This window comes from Enterobacter sp. 50793107 (genome assembly GCF_001463365.1).
Classification (GTDB): domain Bacteria; phylum Pseudomonadota; class Gammaproteobacteria; order Enterobacterales; family Enterobacteriaceae; genus Enterobacter; species Enterobacter cloacae.
This window is the reverse complement of sequence record NZ_LNII01000039.1, coordinates 1-18495: the sequence shown is the minus strand read 5'-3', so window position 1 is coordinate 18495 and position 18495 is coordinate 1. Positions and strand designations below refer to the sequence as shown.

Genomic DNA, 18495 nt, shown 5'->3' with positions numbered 1-18495 from the left:
TCAGGCCGGGTAGCCCAGCGCGCGTGAGAGCTGGAGCCCGGCCTGCTGAAGCTGCTCGCGGAAATTAGCCAGCCCGGCATCGTCCACGCGCGAGGTCAGCGTCGACAGGCTCAGGGCGGCAATCACGCGGGATTCATGGTTCCACACCGGCACCGCCACGCAGCGCACGCCCTGCTCGTTCTCTTCGCTGTCCAGAGCGTAACCCTGCTCGCGGGTCTGCGCGAGGGCGCTCATTAAGGCTTCGCGAGAGGCGAGGGTGGAAGGGGTATAGGTGGTGTACTGATAGCCCTCAAGCAGGGCGTTCAGCTCGGTCTCGCCCAGCCAGGCAATCAACACCTTGCCGATGGCGGTGGCGTGAACCGGCAGACGGCGGCCAATGCGCGAATAGGCGATGGCGGCCAGCTTGCCTTCAATCTTCTCGATATAAACCCCTTCACGCCCGTCCAGGATCCCCAGATGGGTGGTCTGCCCGGTCCGTTGGGACAGCTCCGTCAGCCAGCCTTTCGCCTTCTGCCGAATATCGATGGAGCCCACGACGAAATGACCGCGCTCGACCAGCTTCATGCCGAGGCGATATTTGCCGTTCTCCGGGTTCTGATCGATATAGCCATGAAGCTGCAGGGTTTTCAGCAGCGAGTGGAGGGTACTCTTGCTCAGCCCCATCAGTTTGCTGATGTCGGTGATCTTAAGCTCGGTGGCCTGCTCGTTGAACAGGTCGAGGATCTGCAACGCACGTTCAACAGACTGAATAATCGGCATAATGCTGGTATGTCCACGCTGGAATTAAGGCGAAAACGTACCTTTTTCGGGGTGAAAAATCAATGAAATGGAGGTAAAAGCAAAAACGACAACCCTGTTGTCGTTTTTTAGTGTTTTCCCCCTCTCCCTGTGGGAGAGGGCCGGGGTGAGGGCACCAGACCGCAGAGGACTCAACCCCCAAGCGTCGCCACCATCACCGCCTTAATCGTATGCATCCGGTTTTCCGCCTGGTCAAACACGATGCTCGCCGCCGACTCAAACACCTCGTCCGTCACTTCCATCCCGCCGTGCAGATCGAACTCCTTCGCCATCTGCTTGCCGAGCGTGGTCTGGTCGTCATGGAACGCGGGCAGACAGTGCAGGAACTTCACGTTCGGGTTGCTGGTGAGCGCCATCATCTGCGCGTTCACCTGATACCCGCGCAGCAGCGCAATCCGCTCCGCCCACTTCTCTTTGGCTTCGCCCATCGACACCCACACGTCGGTATAGATAAAGTCTGCGCCCTTCACGCCCGCCGCCACGTCTTCCGTCAGGGTGATTTTGCCGCCGTGCTTCTCCGCCAGCGCGCTGCACTCCGCCACCAGGCTCTCTTCCGGCCAGCAGGCCTTCGGAGCCACCAGACGCAGATCCAGCCCGGTCAGCGCCGCCGCTTCCAGCATTGAGTTGCCCATGTTGTTGCGCGCGTCGCCCGCGTAGACCAGCGTCATCTCGTTAAACGCCTTGCCCGGCAGGTGCTCCTGCATGGTCAGCAGGTCCGCCAGCAGCTGCGTTGGGTGGAACTCGTTGGTCAGCCCGTTCCACACCGGCACGCCCGCGTACTGCGCCAGCGTCTCGACCACTTCCTGGCCGTGACCGCGATACTGAATGCCGTCGTACATCCGCCCAAGCACGCGCGCGGTGTCCTTAATTGACTCTTTATGCCCAATCTGGCTGCCGCTCGGCCCTAAATAGGTAACGCGCGCGCCCTGGTCAAATGCGGCAACTTCGAAAGAGCATCGTGTACGGGTTGAGTCTTTTTCGAAGATGAGCGCGATGTTTTTGCCAGTAAGTTTTTGTACTTCCTTGCCATTTTTTTTATCGGCTTTGAGCTGTGCGGCAAGAGTCAGCAGAGAAGTGAACTGTGCAGGGGTAAAGTCGAGCAATTTCAGAAAGTGTTTCTTGTACAGATCAGACATTTTATCCTCACATGGCGAACGCCACTTATTGAATTAAAATTCACTTTATATGTGTAATTATTCATTTGCAACCCCGTTTAACAAATCTTTCTTACAAAGGTGGAGGCAAACACGTCCGTGTGTGAAAATAGAAGTATCTGCCGCACTTTAAAGAGGAATGAGCCATGGCAAACCCGGAACACCTGGAAGAACAACGCGAAGAGACGCGTCTGATTATTGAAGAGCTGCTGGAAGACGGTAGCGATCCGGACGCGCTGTACACCATCGAGCACCATTTCTCTGCGGATGATTTCGACGCGCTGGAAAAAATGGCGGTGGAAGCTTTTAAACTGGGTTACGAAGTGACCGAGCCGGAAGAGCTGGAAGTGGAAGAGGGCGATACCGTCATCTGCTGCGACATCCTGAGCGAAGGCGCGCTGAAGGCGGAGCTGATCGACGCGCAGGTAGAACAGCTGATGAACCTGGCCGAGAAGTTTGACGTGGAGTACGACGGCTGGGGAACCTACTTCGAAGATCCGAACGGTGAAGACGGCGAAGAGGGCGACGACGAAGATTACGTCGATGAAGACGACGACGGCGTGCGTCACTAAGCGTTTCAGGCGGTGGCGCGCGCCACCGCTTTTTCAAGGCAGAACCATGGATTACCCGCAGATACTCTCCCCCGTACTTAACTTCCTCCAGTGCCCGACTCCGCAAGCATGGATTGATAAAGCCCGCGACCCGGCGAACCTGTCGCTGCTGCTCACCGACCACATGGTGTGCGAGCTCAAGGCCGCCCAGACCGCGCTGCTGCTGGTGCGTAAATACGTCGCCGACGAAAGCGGTGCCGACGCGCTGCTCGACTGGCTCAAACCCTACGAACTGTTCACCTTCCGCGACGGCCCGGAGCCGGACTTCATCGCCCTGCACAGGCAGATTGGCAAAAGCGTGATGCCCAAAACCGAGGACCCGTGGGGCCAGGCGCTTATCGACAGCATGGTGCTGCTGATTAAAGAGGAGTTGCACCACTTCTGGCAGGTGCGCGAGGCGATGCTGGCCCGCGACATTCCGTACGTCAAAATCACCGCCAGCCGCTATGCCAAAGGGATGCTGAAGGAAGTGCGCACCCACGAGCCGCTGACGCTGATCGACAAGCTCATCTGCGGCGCCTACATCGAAGCCCGCTCCTGCGAACGCTTCGCCGCGCTGGCCCCGTTCCTCGACGACGACCTGCAGAAGTTCTATCTCTCGCTGCTGCGCTCGGAAGCGCGCCATTATCAGGACTACCTGACGCTGGCCCAGCAGGTGAGCGACGACGATATCTCACCGCGCATACAGCTTTTTGGCGAAATTGAAGCCACACTTATCTCGACACCGGACAACGAGTTTCGCTTCCACAGCGGCGTGCCGGTGTAAACCGGCATAACTCAAGGATAAGGATGCGAGATGAATAAAACGTGGACCCGTATTGTGATTGTCGTCATTGCGGCTGCCGCCGTGGCGTTCTGGGTATTTTTCGACAGGCAGCGCGCCCCGGAACGGCAGATGGATAACGCCCTCAACGCGATGCCCGCCTGGCAGGTGATTAAGGAGCAGGAGCCCGCGCTGCATCAGCGCATCCTCGACCAGATGGCCGCCCTGCAAAAAGCGGGCGAGCCGGAGCAGCAGATTATCGACACCATCCAGCCGCAGATCCTGCATCTGCAGATGACGCGCCTGCAAAACGCCCCGGACGCCAACGTGGTGAACTACATGACCATCAACATGGAGCAGACCGCCGCCATCCAGAAGGTGAGCGATGACGCCTGCTTCCGCTTCCTCTACCCGATGGTGAAGGGCGGCGTAAACCCGATGCGCATGCTGGATAAAGACCTGATGGCGCGGCGCATGCAGGCCGACGCCGACATGATGCGTGCGGCCTACGGCAAAAACCGCCACACCGTGACCCAAGCCGAGCGTGAGGCGGCAGTCGAAGATGTCCGGCCGATTATGAAAGAACTTGCCGATAAGTACGGCGAGGACATCCAGCTGCTGCAGACGCCGGAGAAGGCGGTGGGCAAAGAGAAGCTCTCCTGCGATATGGTGCAGGAGATGTGGGCCAAGGTGCTGGCGCTGCCGGAGCAGAAGGCGGCGAGAGTGATTCGGCTGGCGGTGTCTGAGCTGGACTGACGGTAGCGCTGTTTTTTTGGGCACTTAGCGCGGGTTTCGCGCGTCGTCGCTTGCATGGCGGCGCGCGACAGGTATAATCCACAACGTTTCCGCATCCCCTTCAGTGCCGAAGTGGCGAAATCGGTAGACGCAGTTGATTCAAAATCAACCGTAGAAATACGTGCCGGTTCGAGTCCGGCCTTCGGCACCATAAAAAGCTTTTTTCAAGTCTACCAACGTCTACTTTAGTCCATAAAAACAGTAAGTTAAGCAGAGTTTTGGCCTTTCTTAGTCTGTTCACGTCTACTTACTTCTATCCACATATACCAACGAATGATGGTATAACTGGTGGTATCTTCGGTTCGATTGATTTTGATACCAACAGCGGAGGTATCAACTGATGGCACTTACTGATATCAAAGTTAGGACTACCAAGCCCTCCGACAAACCTTTCAAACTCACAGATGGGCAGGGTATGCACCTGCTGATCAACCCCAATGGTTCAAAATACTGGCGACTCCAATACCGTTTCGATGGCAAACAGAAAGTTTTAGCATTGGGTGTTTATCCAATGGTCTCTCTTGGTGAAGCTCGCAGGAAACGAGATGAGGCTAAAAAGTTGGTATCTGATGGTATCGACCCTTCCGAGAAGAAAAAGGCAGACAAGATCGAGCAGAGCGAAGCTCTTACTTTTGAATCTGTTGCCAGGGACTGGCATAAGGCTTGTAAAAGGAAATGGTCAGATTCCCATAGCGAGAGAGTTTTAAAAAGCATGGAAGATGGTCTCTTTACTGCTATTGGTAAAAGAAAAATATCCGAGCTTAATACCAGAGATCTTCTTGCCCCTATCAAGGCTGTTGAAGCTTCTGGGCGACTGGAAGTTGCTTCCCGCCTACAGCAAAGAACAACGGCAGTGATGCGATATGCTGTCCAGAACGGGCTGATAGATTACAACCCTGCCCAGGAGATGGCAGGAGCTATTGCAGTAGCTAAAAGAGTCCACAGGCCAGCTTTGCCATTCGAACGATTCTCAGAACTTTTAGAACGAATTGATAGTTTCAAGGGTAGAAAACTCACGAAGTTAGCCGTAAAGCTGACATTGCTCATTTTCATTCGTTCCAGTGAACTTAGGTTTGCTCGTTGGTCAGAGATAGATTTCGACAATGCCATGTGGACTATCCCTGGGGAACGTGAGCCATTGCCAGGGGTCAAACATTCTCATCGAGGCTCAAAAATGAAGACCCCACACCTCGTGCCGTTAAGTCGCCAGGCTATAGAACTCCTCAAAGCTATCAAAGAAATCAGCGGTGAATGTGAACTTGTGTTCATTGGTGATCATGATTTTAGAAAGCCTATGAGTGAAAACACGGTAAACAAGGCTTTAAGGTCTATGGGCTACGACACTACGGTTGAAGTATGTGGACATGGTTTTCGTGCGATGGCATGTAGTGCGTTGATCGAATCGGGAAAATGGTCAAGGGATGCTGTTGAACGGCAGATGAGCCACCAAGAGCGAAACTCCGTTCGTGCTGCCTACATTCATAAAGCAGAACACCTTGATGAAAGAAGGCTTATGTTGCAGTGGTGGGCTGATTACCTTAATGCCTTGAAAGATAGGTTTATCAGTCCCTTTGATTTTACAACAAAGTAGCTTGATCAACGATTAACTATCCACTGGCATAGCCGTGTGATATGATTACAATGGCTATATTTTTAATTTAAATTTAATAGGTAAAAAATGTCCACAATTAACCCCGCAATTTTTTCTTTTTTCTCTGGTTCAGGATTTCTTGATCTTGGATTTGAAAAAAATGGTTATGAAGTGGTTTTCGTGAATGAATACCATGCTCCGTTTATGGATGCATATAAACATTCGAGGAAAAAATTAAATATAGCACCACCTCGTTTTGGGTATGCAGAGTGCAGTATTGAAGATGTAGAACATGAAAAAATTAAGTCTTCTATGCTTCAACTTAAAAATGAGGGGCGATTGACTGGATTTATTGGTGGTCCACCATGCCCGGATTTCTCTGTAGCGGGTAAAAATAAAGGTCGAGATGGTGAAAACGGTCGGCTTTCACAAAGCTATATTGATATCATTCTTGAAATGAAACCAGATTTCTTTCTTTTTGAGAATGTTAAAGGTCTATACCGTACCAGTAAACATAGGGAATTTTTTGACCATTTAAAAACTCAATTAGAATCGGTTGGTTATTGTTTGCATGAAAAACTAATAAATTCTATTGAATATGGTGCTCCTCAAGATAGGCAACGAATCATATTGATTGGTTTCCTTGATGAAAAATATGCAAGCCAATTCAATTGGGGGCAAAGAGTCTACCCTGAAAGAACTGCATTTGAATATAAATGGCCCACGACAAACCAATTTTCAGAAAACACTTCTGTTATAAAACCAAAGGGTATCCCAGAAGAGTTAACAGTAGAGCATTGGTTCAAGAAAAACCAGGTTGATAATCATCCAAATGCAAAGCATGTATTCGCGGCAAGAGCAGGGCTTGCGAGGTTTTTGACTGTCGAAGAAGGGGATGATAGTAAAAAATCCTATAAAAGGTTACATAGATGGAGATTTTCACCAACTGCTGCTTACGGTAATAATGAGGTACATTTACATCCTTATAAACCAAGAAGAATTACTGTTGCCGAAGCATTAGCAATTCAGTCTTTACCAAAAGAATTTGAATTACCTGCTTATATGACTCTGTCTAATATGTTTAAAACTGTCGGTAACGGTGTACCCTACTTAGCAGCGGCCGGTATTGCCAAATCTATTATAGAGCATTTAGGAATCGAATATGAGAGTAACTGCGGCGAACTTAGCACAGGCGATTGCCAATCTACCAAGAAACACGCAGTTTAATTATGTAAATGTGCGAAATTCGGGAAGAATCATTGTAACGAATGTTCAACTTCCCGAAGGCCCAATAGAATTCAAAAGATTCGATCCAAAAAAGGGTGAGACACTGCATAGTTCTAAATCGGAAAGCATCTCCACACAAATGTTGTGGAGATTGGCTAATGCTTTACAGGAAGATGTCCCTGTCAATTTGGATCGTATTTTTGGTGCAAGCTATAATACACGTGCTGTTCTCGAAAGCCTTTTGGCCCATACTCCTGAGTTTTATTGGTGTAAGCTTGATCGCCTTGAGGTAATGAACACTCAGAAAAATATTAAAAAAGGTCACAAGCACCTTATTTATAGACCAAATGACCCACATGAAAATGGTGTAGCAATAGAACATACTACTAATGTTATAATTTCTGAAATGAATTTAGATGTTGTCCATCAATCAGTTGATATAGAGACAATCTTACCTACTAAAGGAATGACGATTGAGGAAAAAAGACGTCATGCACAAATTCAAATCTCATTAGTAAAAATAGGTCATTACTTAGGTTATCGGACATGGGTTGCAGCAAATGATCGTGGCCTCCAATATAATGGAAAATCTATAGCCCAAATGGATGGGGTCATAGATAATTTAAGAAATGAACAAGTGCTTCAATCATATGATAAAGCTATCAAAGAAGCTCGGCTTATAGATTGTATTTGGTTTCGAAATGGAAAATTAATGCCTGCAGTTATGGAGATTGAGCATAGCACTGGTATTAAAAGTGGTTTGGTAAGGATGAAACAATTTTATGATTATGCACCACAGTTAAAAAATATACGTTGGACCGTTGTGGCACCTGACGAATATAGAAATAAAGTTATAGAGTTTTCTAATATGCCACAATTTAAAGAATTAGATACTCGATTCTTCCCCTATTCTGCTGTAGAGGAACTCTATTCATTATGTGCAAGAAGGAATCCTCAAGGAATTACAGACGATTTCCTTGATGCATTCATGGAAAAGTGTGTGACGCATTAATCCTTCATAATCAGTTACCGGAGCAAATTACTTTTCTCCGGTTGGTTAACTGAATATTAGTATTAAAATCTGATGGTGTTTATTTTATAAATATCAAATGTAATGGTATTTTCAATAATTATATCTAAGAGCGGTTTATGAGAGTAATTAGCCCCTTTGAGGAATTAAAGAACTGGTTCAATCTTGATAACTATGAACCGATAAAATCGTTTACAATCAAGGAACTACATAGAGAGATTGTCTTTAGAGAAGCGATTTTCGACAGTGTAAATTTTGGATGGGAAGATGATAATCAAAATTTAAGGTCTATCCTTGAAGGTAATCCTATTTTAAGCAGACAAGATAATAATCATGGTCATTTTGGCAAGGGCCAAAGACATGTTGCGCAGGTTAGCTTTGGTGATATAAAAAAATTAGAGAATAAGTTGATAATGTTTAGCATGGATTTTTTTGAAGAAAATGGTGATTTCAAAAAAGAGTTGAAAAAGAAACCAATAACAAAAACTATGAGAGACTTTTTTCTCAACAAAAATAGCAGCAAGATGTATGTATCATTTGATTTGGGGTTATCTAGTGATGAGGAAATTATATCAGCCCTGCAAACTATGCTTCCAACTCTAAGGAAAGAATACGAGATTGACCCAGTAAAAACAGAAAAGATAGGGCTCGCAAAAATAAGAAAACTTGTCGATTACAACATTATTCCTATGATGGATCTACTAATTTGGTCAAAATTCAAAAAAGCAAAAATCTCAAATATGGTCTTGTCTCGTGTGTTGTATCCTGATTTCACTCACGAGATTAGAGGCGAAGATCACATTAAAGATACAGATAGGCCCGTTGCTGAGAAGGCTTTAAATGGAGAGATAACTCGTAGTTTGGAGTACTTTCTTAGTAAAAACAGTCATCTCATCAACATACCGATTTCAGAACTCGGATCTCTCTAGATATAAATCATCATGCAATTGTCAAGGGGATGGTGAAAATATTTTTCTTCCCCTAAATTTCTCTCCATTCTTCCCTCATCTAAATTTTCAGTTATCAGCCCTCCCTTCATAGATACAAATCTGTGTGGCTAATATCTCCTTAACGGAAGCGGAGGAGACAGCCAAATGAATACAACCAATCAAAGCTTAATTCGTTTACCAGAAGTCTTGAAACGAACTGGTTTCGGCAGGGCCTGGATCTATCGTCTGATTAGTGAAGGTCGGTTTCCGGCACCCGTTAAGATCGGGGTTCGTGCCGTTGCTTTTGTCGAGAGTGAAGTTGACGAGTGGATTCAATCAGTTATCGAAACAAGCAGAATTAAAGCTGCTTAATTAAACGTGGGAGAGATTTTTATGAATATCGAAGAATTTATGAATGAAGAAAACCATATGTGCAATTTAGGCGAGGATCTTTTTTGCAAGATCTTCGAACCCGGAGCGATTTATGATTTGCCGAATAGCGATTTTAATAAAGAAATCATTTACTGGCTCAGTCAGTATCTTGTCGGAAATTTGAGACAACCTTTAGACGCGATCTCTGAGCTTGATATTTTCGAGCAGTTTTATGTTTACGAGACATGGTTCTCGCTAATTAAATGCCCAGATGAAATTAGAAATTTATCGAAACGGATAATTCGATATCAGATTGGGTTGAAAACCATTCTTTGAAAGAACCTATATTTAGTACTATTTTGTAAATTGCATTGTTGAAATGATAGTGCTATTTGCTTTTTGATTTACAAAACACCTTTAACTTCTTTTAAAATAATGGGTTAACTATTTCAAGTGAAAAGAAAGGATTATAATATCCCTCTAGAGGGATATTATAAATTTTCGGCCGGTATGCGTCATTGTAAAAGGGAATAATGTTAAATTCAGGAAAATATATTTGTAAATTGCTTATGTTATATGCTTTATTTATTTTCACTGACAATTAAATGTAAATAGAGGCGATATGACTTTGAAATATAAAATAAAAAGATTGAAGAATAAAGATGGTATCAGAAGTTGCATTATTATTAATGAGAGCAACGGATTACCCTTGGTTTATTCTAACTTATATATGAGTGTTATTTCACGAACAAATAGCTATTCATTTTCAACAATGGAAGCAATAGCAAATGCTTTGCTTTTATTTGAAAGATATAATGCTTACATGAATGTGGATGTTTTTGATATGGTAAATCCTGACATCGAAAAACTTGTCTCGAACAAAGGATATTTATTCGGGTTAATGAATGCCCTTTCTTACAGAAACGACTTAGAGAATGTTACAAGCATTCTTAAAGAACAACATGTCTCTAAAAGAACCCTTTATTTCAAGATAATGACAATTGAAAATTACGTCAAATGGTTTTTTGATAACATTGCTATCAATAATATTGATTCTTCTCGTTATGAAGCAATCAGTCGAGCATTTGATTTTATAAAGCCAAGAATAGAGAACGGAAAGAATTACAATATTGAAAGCGAAAGCAAATCATTGACAAATGAGCAAGTTACAATTTTGACTGATATGGTAAGTGTTAAATCTAAGATTAATCCATTTTCGGAGCATGTAAGGTTTCGAAATAATCTAATAATTAAAATTTTGTTAGAGACAGGTATTAGGGGAGGGGAACTACTTAATATTAAGTTGGTTGATTTTGACTATGTCCACAAAAGTCTATGCATAGTAAGAAGGCCAGATGATCAAAACGAACCACGATTAAGGCAACCATTGGTTAAAACTTTAGAAAGAAAAATACCATTGAGTATAGAATTGACTGAGTTAATACAGAATTATATTAGTGATTTCAGAGGTAAGCAGTGTCATGCAGGGGAGCATGACTATCTGCTTGTTACTCATAGCAGTAAAGGTCAATTAGGTCATGCATTAACTATTTCAGGTTATCAGAAAATTTTCGAACAAATTAGGAAAAATAGTAATGTATTGAGCGATATTGTGGGGCATTCGCTAAGACATACTTGGAATGTGAAATTCTCAGAAATGATGCTCATGAATTCGAACTCTCAGGAATATATTACTTATGAGAAAGTAAGAAATTATCTTATGGGGTGGAAAAAGAATAGTACAACCTCAGATATCTATAACCAAGCATTTATAGCACAAGAAAGCCGAAAAATAATGGCTGTTATTAATCCACTCAAAAACATAGTAGAGGACAAATCCAATGTTTCAAACGCTAAGAAAGCTACAAGAAAGTCAATATTCGGTTTTTGAAACCAAGGATGGTAATTTCAAAGTGAGCTTTTCTTATTCCAAGTGGAAGATAAGTGAAAGTATAACATTGAACATTGATTCTTTAAGAGTGGTCATCAGTGCATATATACCTATCAAAACCACTTTGGCATATTTCGCTATAAATTATAGTGCCAGTTATACTAAGAAAATGTTTTATGCAGTAAAGCATTACATTAAGGCCTGTAATACGAATGATAGCTTGTTTTCTAAAGATTGCATAAAGTATTACTATAAAGTTGTGAGCTCATTAGATTACACACATGCAGAGACAGTCAAATATTTTTTTATGAAGATGAGTAGTCTTTACCCATCTTTGTTTTCGGCAGAAGCAATCATATTTTTAGAAAATATTAAAGTTAAAAAAACAAATGCAAACAAGTCTATAAAGACACATGATTATAAAAAAGGTCCCTTTAGTGACTCGCAATTAAAGGTAATTATAGATTCTGTAGCGATAGCTTATAAGGAAGAAAAGGTAAGTCTGTCAAACTATCTGCTAACCTTCCTTGTTGCATATTCCGGGCGGCGACCTATGCAAATATCTCAACTTGAAGCTGGTGATCTCTTTGCTTTTAATGGAGAGTACTTTCTCAATATCCCAAGAATTAAACAACGAAATGGATATAGAAAAGAGTTTAGAAAATTACAAATTCCAGAAGAGCTTTTTAGCCAATTGACATATCTCGTTGAAGCTGTGAATTCGCTGGTCAGTGACACATTAAAAATCGATTTAAGTGAAAAACAAAAGAGAAAACTACCAATTTTTATAAACACATATCCATTCAAAAAAGGATGTGTTGAGCTAAACATGATTGAAAGTGGTGGATTAAAACTTAACCCCTATGCCATAACACTAAAAATAAGGAACACTATAAATCGTTCAATAAATGAATATCAAGCCTATCTGGGGTGTATAAATTCGCGCAGATTTAGATATTCATTAGGCACTAAGGTTGCACAATTGGGTTATAGTCCTTCACTGATAGCAAATGTTTTGGACCATTCTTCAATCAATTCTGTTATGAGTTATATAGAAAATACAGCGGAAAATGGCAAGAGAATTAATGAAGCTGTAAATGAACTAATGAAGCCACTGGCTAACAAATTTATTGAGGGAAAAGAGCTTCAGAAAGAGTTAGATTCTTTGAAGCATTTGATAGAAGAATACTGCGGTGGATATAAAACTAACTCTTTTGATAATACAGCAATATCGTTAGTAACTAATTCTATCGACGATATGATCAATAGCATTTAAAAGAAGGATAAAGTGATGAAAGAAATCCATGATAAAATGATTAATAACTTCATTATCGCTAATAAGGCCCATGCGAAAAATTTTGGAAATTTTGAGTGGGATAATTCAAGTTGGGGAGGCGGAATTACATTTTTTAGCGGAATCAAGGTTAGAATGGGGAACAAGAATAAGAAATTAATGAATTATAACATTGCAGAGTTCGCAAAAGCATATGTATGGCATGAGTGCTTTCATGATTTATCTGTAGCTTTCAGAGTGCTGAGATTATTTAGGATATTAGAAATTGCCATAGATAAAACAAATAAAGAAGTTAAGATTTCAAGTATAGATCATAAAGTATTAGATGAAGTTATGACTATTGTTCAAGAAAATTTTGCAATATCCACTTCTTATAGAATATATTTAGATCTTAGGGTATTATGTTCTTTTATGTCTAAGAACGAAATGTTGCCAGAATCCATTACACGATGGTCATATCCATTTAAGGCATATGATGCTTACACAAATAGCACAATGGATTCGATGGGAAATTTATCCAATCAGAAAAAACTTCCTGATGAAAAGGCTATAGATTTTATTGGTAAAATATTTAGCTCTAATCCAGTTAATGAAAGGGATATATTTACATCTTCTATTTTTGCATTGCTCTTATGTGCTCCATCTCGAATTAGTGAAATTATGCTTTTAGAAGAGGACTGTGAAGTTATAGTTGAAGATAGTAATGGCATATCAAGATATGGTTTGCGATTTCTTTCTTTGAAGGGCTTTGGATACAATACCAAATGGATTCCAGACTGTATGGTTTCTGTAGCTTCAAAGGCTATCATGCGATTGAAAAAACTTACAAGGAATGCAAGGGTTGTTTCTCGGTTAATAAAATCAGGGGAAATTAATTTATACGAGTCATTAAACAAAAGTGCGTTTGATTGTTTAACAATTGAAGATCTCCACAAACTTGGCTTTGTTATAAATCAATTAAATATCTCCCAAGAAAATCTAAAATTCTTGGCTAAGATAAAACATGGTACAGTCAGTGTAAAAGCATTTTGGATTTATATAGAGCGAAAGAATGTTAATTCTGAAAATATTAATGCTAATTTATGCTCCATAAATCATAATTTATTGGACTCTATCAAGGGTGCTGATATTTTTACAACAATTAAGGCATCTTCAAAGTATTTTAGAGCGGATTTTCGCACCGATAATATGAATAACATATTTCATAGGAATATACATTTTAACTGTGATGGTTCTGTTTTAATTTTCCGCAGCCATCAAATTAGACATTTACTTAATACTATAGCTCAACGAAGCGTATTGTCAGAGATACAAATTGCCCAATGGTCTGGGAGAAGGAGTGTTAAGCAGAATTCAGTATATGATCATATGTCTCACAACGAGTTATCAGAACTATCAAGGAAACTATTGAACGGAAACACCTACGAAGAAACAAAAAATTCAGCATCTTCATTTAATGAACAATCGATTATTATGAATTTGATTAAAGATAAATTTGAAAAACTAGAATTAAAAATCCAAAATTCAGATCCAAGAAAAAGAAAATATATTCTGGAAAAAATTAAAAATTTAAGATTGGAAATTGAATACATATTAATGTGAGGAGATTATATGGCAAGAAAGTTTTATGATAAAGAAATAAAAGCTATTGTTAAACTTATTGAAACCTGGAGTAAGCCTGATTTCACTTGGGATTCTTTATGCGTGGCTTGCAAAAAAATTTTAGGTAAAGTACCTACACGGCAAGCATTAAGCCAGCATAGTGAGATTGTCGTTGCGTATAGGACCAGAAAAAGATCTGGTATGGTTAAACGTCAAAATACGAAGTTACCCGGTAGCCTGAGCCTTGCGGCGAAAAGAATAGAACGACTTGAAAATGATAACTCGGCACTAAAATATGAAAATAATAATTTACTGCTTATGATTCAAAGAATGCACGAAAATGCTTACAGGCATAATATATTGGCTTCTATTCTTGAAGAAGAATTTCCACAGAGAGCAAGAAAATAATATTTTGATAGGTTTTACCTATTGACAGGTTATGTTAATATGGTATTTGTATATATAGTCAGGAAGACAAAACTAACTTGCAAGGATGCAATTTATGGACAAACAAAACAACTTTCCAGTGGTAACACTGGAAGAGCAGCTTATCGTCATCGTAGATAAATATATCTCTAAGCAATATCAGCCACATGATAAAAGTTTCTCCTATCATTTATACTTAGTGTTCGTTGGCTATCACTTAAAGTATTTCTATCCAAAACAACTATACACCCGTTCTAACCGAAACATAGACAATATTATGACGATGTTTAGTTCTGTGTATAAATGCCTTACGAGTAATCTGTTACAGCGATTAAACAATAAAGAAGCTGTTCTCAGAGAACTAAACTCGCTTGTTAACTACATAGATAGCAATCAAGAACGAGCAGAAGAAATCTTTATGGCTATCAAAACTCAATATGAGATAAAAGCAATAGAGAAAGAACTAACCCATGAAGTCGTTAGAGTAAAAAATGTTAGATTATAAAAGCTCCCTTTCGGGAGCTTCATTTTACTAATTTACTTTATTAATAACTTCCTACTTGCCAGCCATCATCTGATTTTATTAATTTAACTGTTCCAGCTTGCTTTGTTCCGCTCATATCCATAATTATATTGCACTTATAGCTTTTATCAGATTCTTTTGTGCAATCTACTTTTTTTACTGAAGTCAGATAGCTTCCAGTCCATTTTCGCATAGCTTTAAAAATATCATCTTGGGAAGGCTCACTGCTACATGCAGTAAGAAGAAATGCAGAAATAATAACAGCAAGAACCGAAGATATTTTCATTAGACTTGTTCCTGATTAAGTATTTTACTGGAGAATGCCAGATTTTGTATTGTTATTATCAGTAGAGAATGTCCATTTGCTTACGGTTTCTCCTTTGAAGTCGATTTCGAGAGTTTTAGACTGAGTCTGGGAACCGCCAGTTAGAAGCCCAACTACAGGAATGAAAGTTGAGGCATTGAACTGATTGTTATACATAAAGTATCTCCATTGCTCGTTGCCACTATCGAGTGTAGTTCTTGTATCAGGCTCACCTAACATAGTGATTAATTCTGTCTTAGTTGTTTTGTTTTTAATGATCTTTGACTGGAGGCTTTGAGGTGTTTCGTTTTTAAGGTTCTGGTTCCCTGATGTTGAACAGCCAGAAAGCAGGAAGACAATAATAAAAAAAGAGGACTTTATAAATCGGTTCATTTACTTTCTCATTTTGGGTTTGCGGTTGTGTGAAATTAATTTCACCGTATAAAAACAACTCTGTCTGCATACGTTTTTTTAATTTTATAGATAAGAATAATGATGCTTACGAAAAACGTAATGACTGATACAAGAGTGCTGCCAGTCCACGAAAATGCTAACCACGCGAGCCCAAATGCAACGAATTGAAACAGGAATGCCACACTGAGCGGGCTTTCACCGTAAGCGATCTTTGCATGGCAGCCTTTACAAATCCGCACACCATGAGGACTTTGTGTAAAGCAGAACGGGCACTTAATTGTTTCGTTTTTCATAGCAACCCCAGGGTGGAAGATTTACTGCGTGTTTGTAGGGATTCTCGATGACTCGTTGGCTTTAGTAAAATTGCTTGTACCGATCGATGATCGTCACTTGATAGCTTTTGACTATCATAACTAATTTATCGATCTGTAATAACGATCAATTTGTTGTTGACTTATCCTAAATTAACAACTACACAAACGATATTGCTGTCAGGGGTAAGCGGTAAGCTATTGTCTATAAATGAATTTTCCTTTCTTTATGTAGAAGTCGGGTTGCATAGAGTTTTGAGAATCCAGGGAGGGGCTTGTGAAGAATGCTCTTACCATAGCTTCGGAGAAGCTCTGCAAGCCTTCTAAGAAATGGAAGCCAGCCGATAAGCCTGAGATGCTTTTGCTGTTGTACTGCGTTTTTTTGAAGAATCTTTTCTACTATTTCTTTTCTTCTGTCTTCTCTGAGTCGCAGTTCGAGTTCAGCAATTTTTTCACTTATGCTTTCCCTTGGAATATCCGTTGTTGCAACATCTTTTGCAGGAGCAGGAGCAGGAGCAGGAGCAGGAGCAGGAGCAGGAGCAGGAGCAGGAACAGGTATTGGCATGGGAGCTTGAGAAACTTCCTTTGCAGGTATGTCGATTCGCAGAGCTTCTAAGTGGCCGGGGTTATAGTTAAGACGGTTACTAAGATTTGCCCAGGAGTAACTCTTGCCTAACTGCGAAGCTTTGAAAGCTATATCTCGGTAAGAGAATGAGAAGCCGTTCATCCTACCGGTAGAAGCAATGTTAGCCGTCCAAGATACTTCGGCTTCTTCCAGTCGTTTTGTGAAGGTTAAAAGGTCAGGTGTATCTGCCAAACTTTTATCAAGTATCTGTTGGAGAGCTTCTTTAGGGGAAGGAAGGCCAGTCCGTTCTGAAAGCATCTGTTCATTGCGGGAAACCTTTCTTCGCTTCGGTTGCTTTGGTGCTGTCATGGTCACTGTCAGGTTATGAGTGATTTCAAGTTCACTGATGATCCGTGTGCTTATAAGATTTTCGTTCCTACCTAAGTAGAGCTTCCCACCGGCTATGTCGATTCTGCTGGCGATAATGTGTATATGCTGGCCTTCGTCGTCATGTAAGACATAGCAACGGAGATGGGTATCACTGAATCCCATTCGTTTCATATAGTCATCTGCGATACTAGACCACTGTTCATTCGTTAGTGATTCACCGTTGGGTAAGCGAAGCGAGTTGTGCCAAACTGATTTTGCGACATCCTGGCGAAGATGTTTGGTGCTATCGAATTCAGCGATCAGTTCAAGGGCTGAATCACCTAACATGTTCCCGCCAATGATGATGGGATCACTTTTATGATGTGCTCCCGGTTTCAATGCATATTGAACCACACCAGCAAAGTTCTTACCCCTGCGAATCTTTCGCATACCCTTCATTCGGGAGGCTCCATATACTGTCACTTAAAAGATTCGTGCGAAGCTCTTCCAGTTGTCGCTTCACAGCGAACAATTCAGTATGGGTAAGCTGACTGTCCTTGCTTTTACAATCTATATGGGTCGCAATTCGATTTAGCTTTTGCGATATATCAGTTAAAGCTTTCCAGGCTTTGGTATTAATGGTTGGTATAATAGGAGGCAACTTTTGAAGGGAAGCCATACGAAGCCACTCTCCTTTTTTATAAGAGCCTCGCTTAATATTCAGGAGTTGCAGTTCTTCAACATTCAAACGGACACTGACACAATAGCTTCTTACTGCTTCTGAAGGTATTTTATTTTTATTAAAACTACCACGGCGGGTGGTTTTGGTTAGATCTATTTCATCTGTATAATTTATCTTATGCATATAAACTCCATTTTATATGATATTTATTGGTAAGCATAATCCATATGCTTTATATATAACTTATATAATGAATGAGTTTTTTGTCAATCTATAGGCTTGATTGTTTTGCTTTTCTTTTATTGCCTGACTGAAAGGAAGCAAGAAAAGCAAGAGCTTTATAGAACGGTGCAACCGCTTCTATAAATTAGCTCTTGCTTTTTATTGTAATTATATTGACAACGGTGAAAAATATTTATAGACATTATATGTATGATAACTTATTTGGAGGATTAATATATGCCAATTCTATTGTTTATAGCAGTTTTCACCGGTTTTAATTTATTAGGGTTTGCTTTCCCTTTTATGAATCCGATTGTTGTTGTTTCTGATATACTCATTATGATCCTTAGTTTTATTGGAGCATTGTTTTTCAGAAAGGAACTTAATGATTTCTAATGTTTTTTATTTTTGATGTTGTTTAATAAATTAATGGTTGATGATATATCATTGATTAGTAGGGATTTTGAATTATACTTTTTGTCGATCTCCATCTTCCGCTCTGAGTAAAACTCAATCGCGGAAATAAATATTTTTGCGAATGAACATATTAGGATCAGAGTTTTAAATATAGCTAAGGTATGAATGTTAATAATGCCCTCTAATTGTGCAATCAGATCATCTT

General features: G+C 41.1%; 22 protein-coding genes, 1 tRNA gene and 1 pseudogene. 15 read left to right on the top strand and 9 right to left on the bottom strand.

Translation table 11 applies throughout. From position 1 onward, the window contains the following. The 3 genes from xynR to APU11_RS28760 all read right to left on the bottom strand — a co-directional run bounded on the left by xynR (position 1) and on the right by APU11_RS28760 (position 1999). Positions 1-759, bottom strand: a complete 759-nt coding sequence (gene xynR / locus APU11_RS05335) for a DNA-binding transcriptional repressor XynR (RefSeq protein ID WP_058651161.1) — start codon at positions 757-759, stop codon at positions 1-3. Positions 760-929: 170 nt separating this feature from the next. After that, positions 930-1934: an ornithine carbamoyltransferase gene (gene argF, locus APU11_RS05330; protein ID WP_058651160.1), complete on the bottom strand. Its 1005-nt coding sequence runs from the start codon at positions 1932-1934 to the stop codon at positions 930-932. Further along, entirely contained in the window at positions 1904-1999 is a 96-nt protein-coding gene (locus APU11_RS28760) for a hypothetical protein (protein WP_213014347.1), read from the bottom strand. The genes argF and APU11_RS28760 overlap by 31 nt, the downstream gene beginning before the upstream one ends. A 99-nt stretch (positions 2000-2098) precedes the next feature. On the opposite strand from APU11_RS28760, the gene rraB reads away from it, so the two are divergent. The 15 genes from rraB to APU11_RS05255 all read left to right on the top strand — a co-directional run bounded on the left by rraB (position 2099) and on the right by APU11_RS05255 (position 14988). After that, entirely contained in the window at positions 2099-2524 is a 426-nt protein-coding gene (gene rraB / locus APU11_RS05325; protein ID WP_006810300.1) for a ribonuclease E inhibitor RraB, read from the top strand. 46 nt (positions 2525-2570) lie between these two features. Beyond that, positions 2571-3329, top strand: a complete 759-nt coding sequence (miaE, locus tag APU11_RS05320; protein WP_058651159.1) for a tRNA isopentenyl-2-thiomethyl-A-37 hydroxylase MiaE — start codon at positions 2571-2573, stop codon at positions 3327-3329. Between the two features lie 30 nt (positions 3330-3359). After that, the gene (locus tag APU11_RS05315) at positions 3360-4082 is read left to right on the top strand and encodes a hypothetical protein (protein WP_058651158.1); all 723 of its coding nucleotides are present in this window, start codon (positions 3360-3362) and stop codon (positions 4080-4082) included. A 105-nt stretch (positions 4083-4187) separates the two neighbouring features. After that, positions 4188-4272 (top strand) — tRNA-Leu (locus tag APU11_RS05310). Between the two features lie 189 nt (positions 4273-4461). Further along, positions 4462-5712 (top strand): integrase arm-type DNA-binding domain-containing protein, encoded by a 1251-nt coding sequence (locus APU11_RS05305; RefSeq protein ID WP_060578360.1) that lies wholly within the window; start codon positions 4462-4464, stop codon positions 5710-5712. 87 nt (positions 5713-5799) lie between these two features. Continuing rightward, complete coding sequence (locus APU11_RS05300; RefSeq protein ID WP_001399625.1) at positions 5800-6939, top strand: DNA cytosine methyltransferase; 1140 nt, start codon at positions 5800-5802, stop codon at positions 6937-6939. Continuing rightward, positions 6875-7951 (top strand): hypothetical protein, encoded by a 1077-nt coding sequence (locus APU11_RS05295; RefSeq protein ID WP_004171733.1) that lies wholly within the window; start codon positions 6875-6877, stop codon positions 7949-7951. The genes APU11_RS05300 and APU11_RS05295 overlap by 65 nt, the downstream gene beginning before the upstream one ends. A 137-nt stretch (positions 7952-8088) precedes the next feature. Then, a complete protein-coding gene (locus APU11_RS05290; RefSeq protein WP_060578359.1) occupies positions 8089-8898 on the top strand; it encodes a DUF6387 family protein in 810 nt (269 codons plus the stop codon). A gap of 165 nt (positions 8899-9063) precedes the next feature. Continuing rightward, positions 9064-9270, top strand: coding sequence for an AlpA family transcriptional regulator (locus APU11_RS05285; RefSeq protein WP_060578358.1), 207 nt, complete (start codon positions 9064-9066; stop codon positions 9268-9270). A gap of 21 nt (positions 9271-9291) precedes the next feature. Next, entirely contained in the window at positions 9292-9606 is a 315-nt protein-coding gene (locus APU11_RS05280; RefSeq protein WP_001399628.1) for a hypothetical protein, read from the top strand. 286 nt (positions 9607-9892) lie between these two features. Next, complete coding sequence (locus tag APU11_RS05275; protein ID WP_060578357.1) at positions 9893-11161, top strand: site-specific integrase; 1269 nt, start codon at positions 9893-9895, stop codon at positions 11159-11161. Next, positions 11112-12437, top strand: coding sequence for a tyrosine-type recombinase/integrase (locus APU11_RS05270; RefSeq protein ID WP_060578356.1), 1326 nt, complete (start codon positions 11112-11114; stop codon positions 12435-12437). The genes APU11_RS05275 and APU11_RS05270 overlap by 50 nt, the downstream gene beginning before the upstream one ends. Before the next feature lie 15 nt (positions 12438-12452). Continuing rightward, positions 12453-14057, top strand: a complete 1605-nt coding sequence (locus tag APU11_RS05265) for a hypothetical protein (RefSeq protein WP_060578355.1) — start codon at positions 12453-12455, stop codon at positions 14055-14057. A gap of 9 nt (positions 14058-14066) precedes the next feature. Next, positions 14067-14465: a hypothetical protein gene (locus APU11_RS05260; protein WP_004200789.1), complete on the top strand. Its 399-nt coding sequence runs from the start codon at positions 14067-14069 to the stop codon at positions 14463-14465. A 94-nt stretch (positions 14466-14559) separates the two neighbouring features. Next, positions 14560-14988, top strand: coding sequence for a hypothetical protein (locus APU11_RS05255; protein ID WP_060578354.1), 429 nt, complete (start codon positions 14560-14562; stop codon positions 14986-14988). 40 nt (positions 14989-15028) lie between these two features. Here APU11_RS05255 and APU11_RS26540 read toward each other — a convergent pair whose 3' ends face one another. The 6 genes and pseudogenes from APU11_RS26540 to APU11_RS28650 form a co-directional block, all read right to left on the bottom strand. Further along, positions 15029-15292, bottom strand: a complete 264-nt coding sequence (locus APU11_RS26540) for a cell wall-binding protein (protein WP_072200369.1) — start codon at positions 15290-15292, stop codon at positions 15029-15031. Between the two features lie 24 nt (positions 15293-15316). After that, positions 15317-15703: a hypothetical protein gene (locus tag APU11_RS05250; protein WP_060578353.1), complete on the bottom strand. Its 387-nt coding sequence runs from the start codon at positions 15701-15703 to the stop codon at positions 15317-15319. A 41-nt stretch (positions 15704-15744) separates the two neighbouring features. Beyond that, positions 15745-16017, bottom strand: coding sequence for a hypothetical protein (locus APU11_RS28755; protein WP_000787429.1), 273 nt, complete (start codon positions 16015-16017; stop codon positions 15745-15747). Positions 16018-16240: 223 nt separating this feature from the next. Further along, on the bottom strand, positions 16241-17428 hold the full coding sequence (locus tag APU11_RS05240; RefSeq protein ID WP_060578352.1) for a relaxase/mobilization nuclease domain-containing protein: 1188 nt from the start codon (positions 17426-17428) through the stop codon (positions 16241-16243). Beyond that, positions 17397-17834 carry a hypothetical protein gene (locus tag APU11_RS05235; protein WP_060578351.1) on the bottom strand — a complete coding sequence of 146 codons (438 nt, stop codon included), beginning with the start codon at positions 17832-17834 and terminating at the stop codon, positions 17397-17399. Before APU11_RS05235 ends, APU11_RS05240 begins: the two co-directional genes overlap by 32 nt. A 431-nt stretch (positions 17835-18265) precedes the next feature. Then, positions 18266-18495 (bottom strand): annotated as a pseudogene (locus tag APU11_RS28650) (hypothetical protein); the annotation flags it as partial.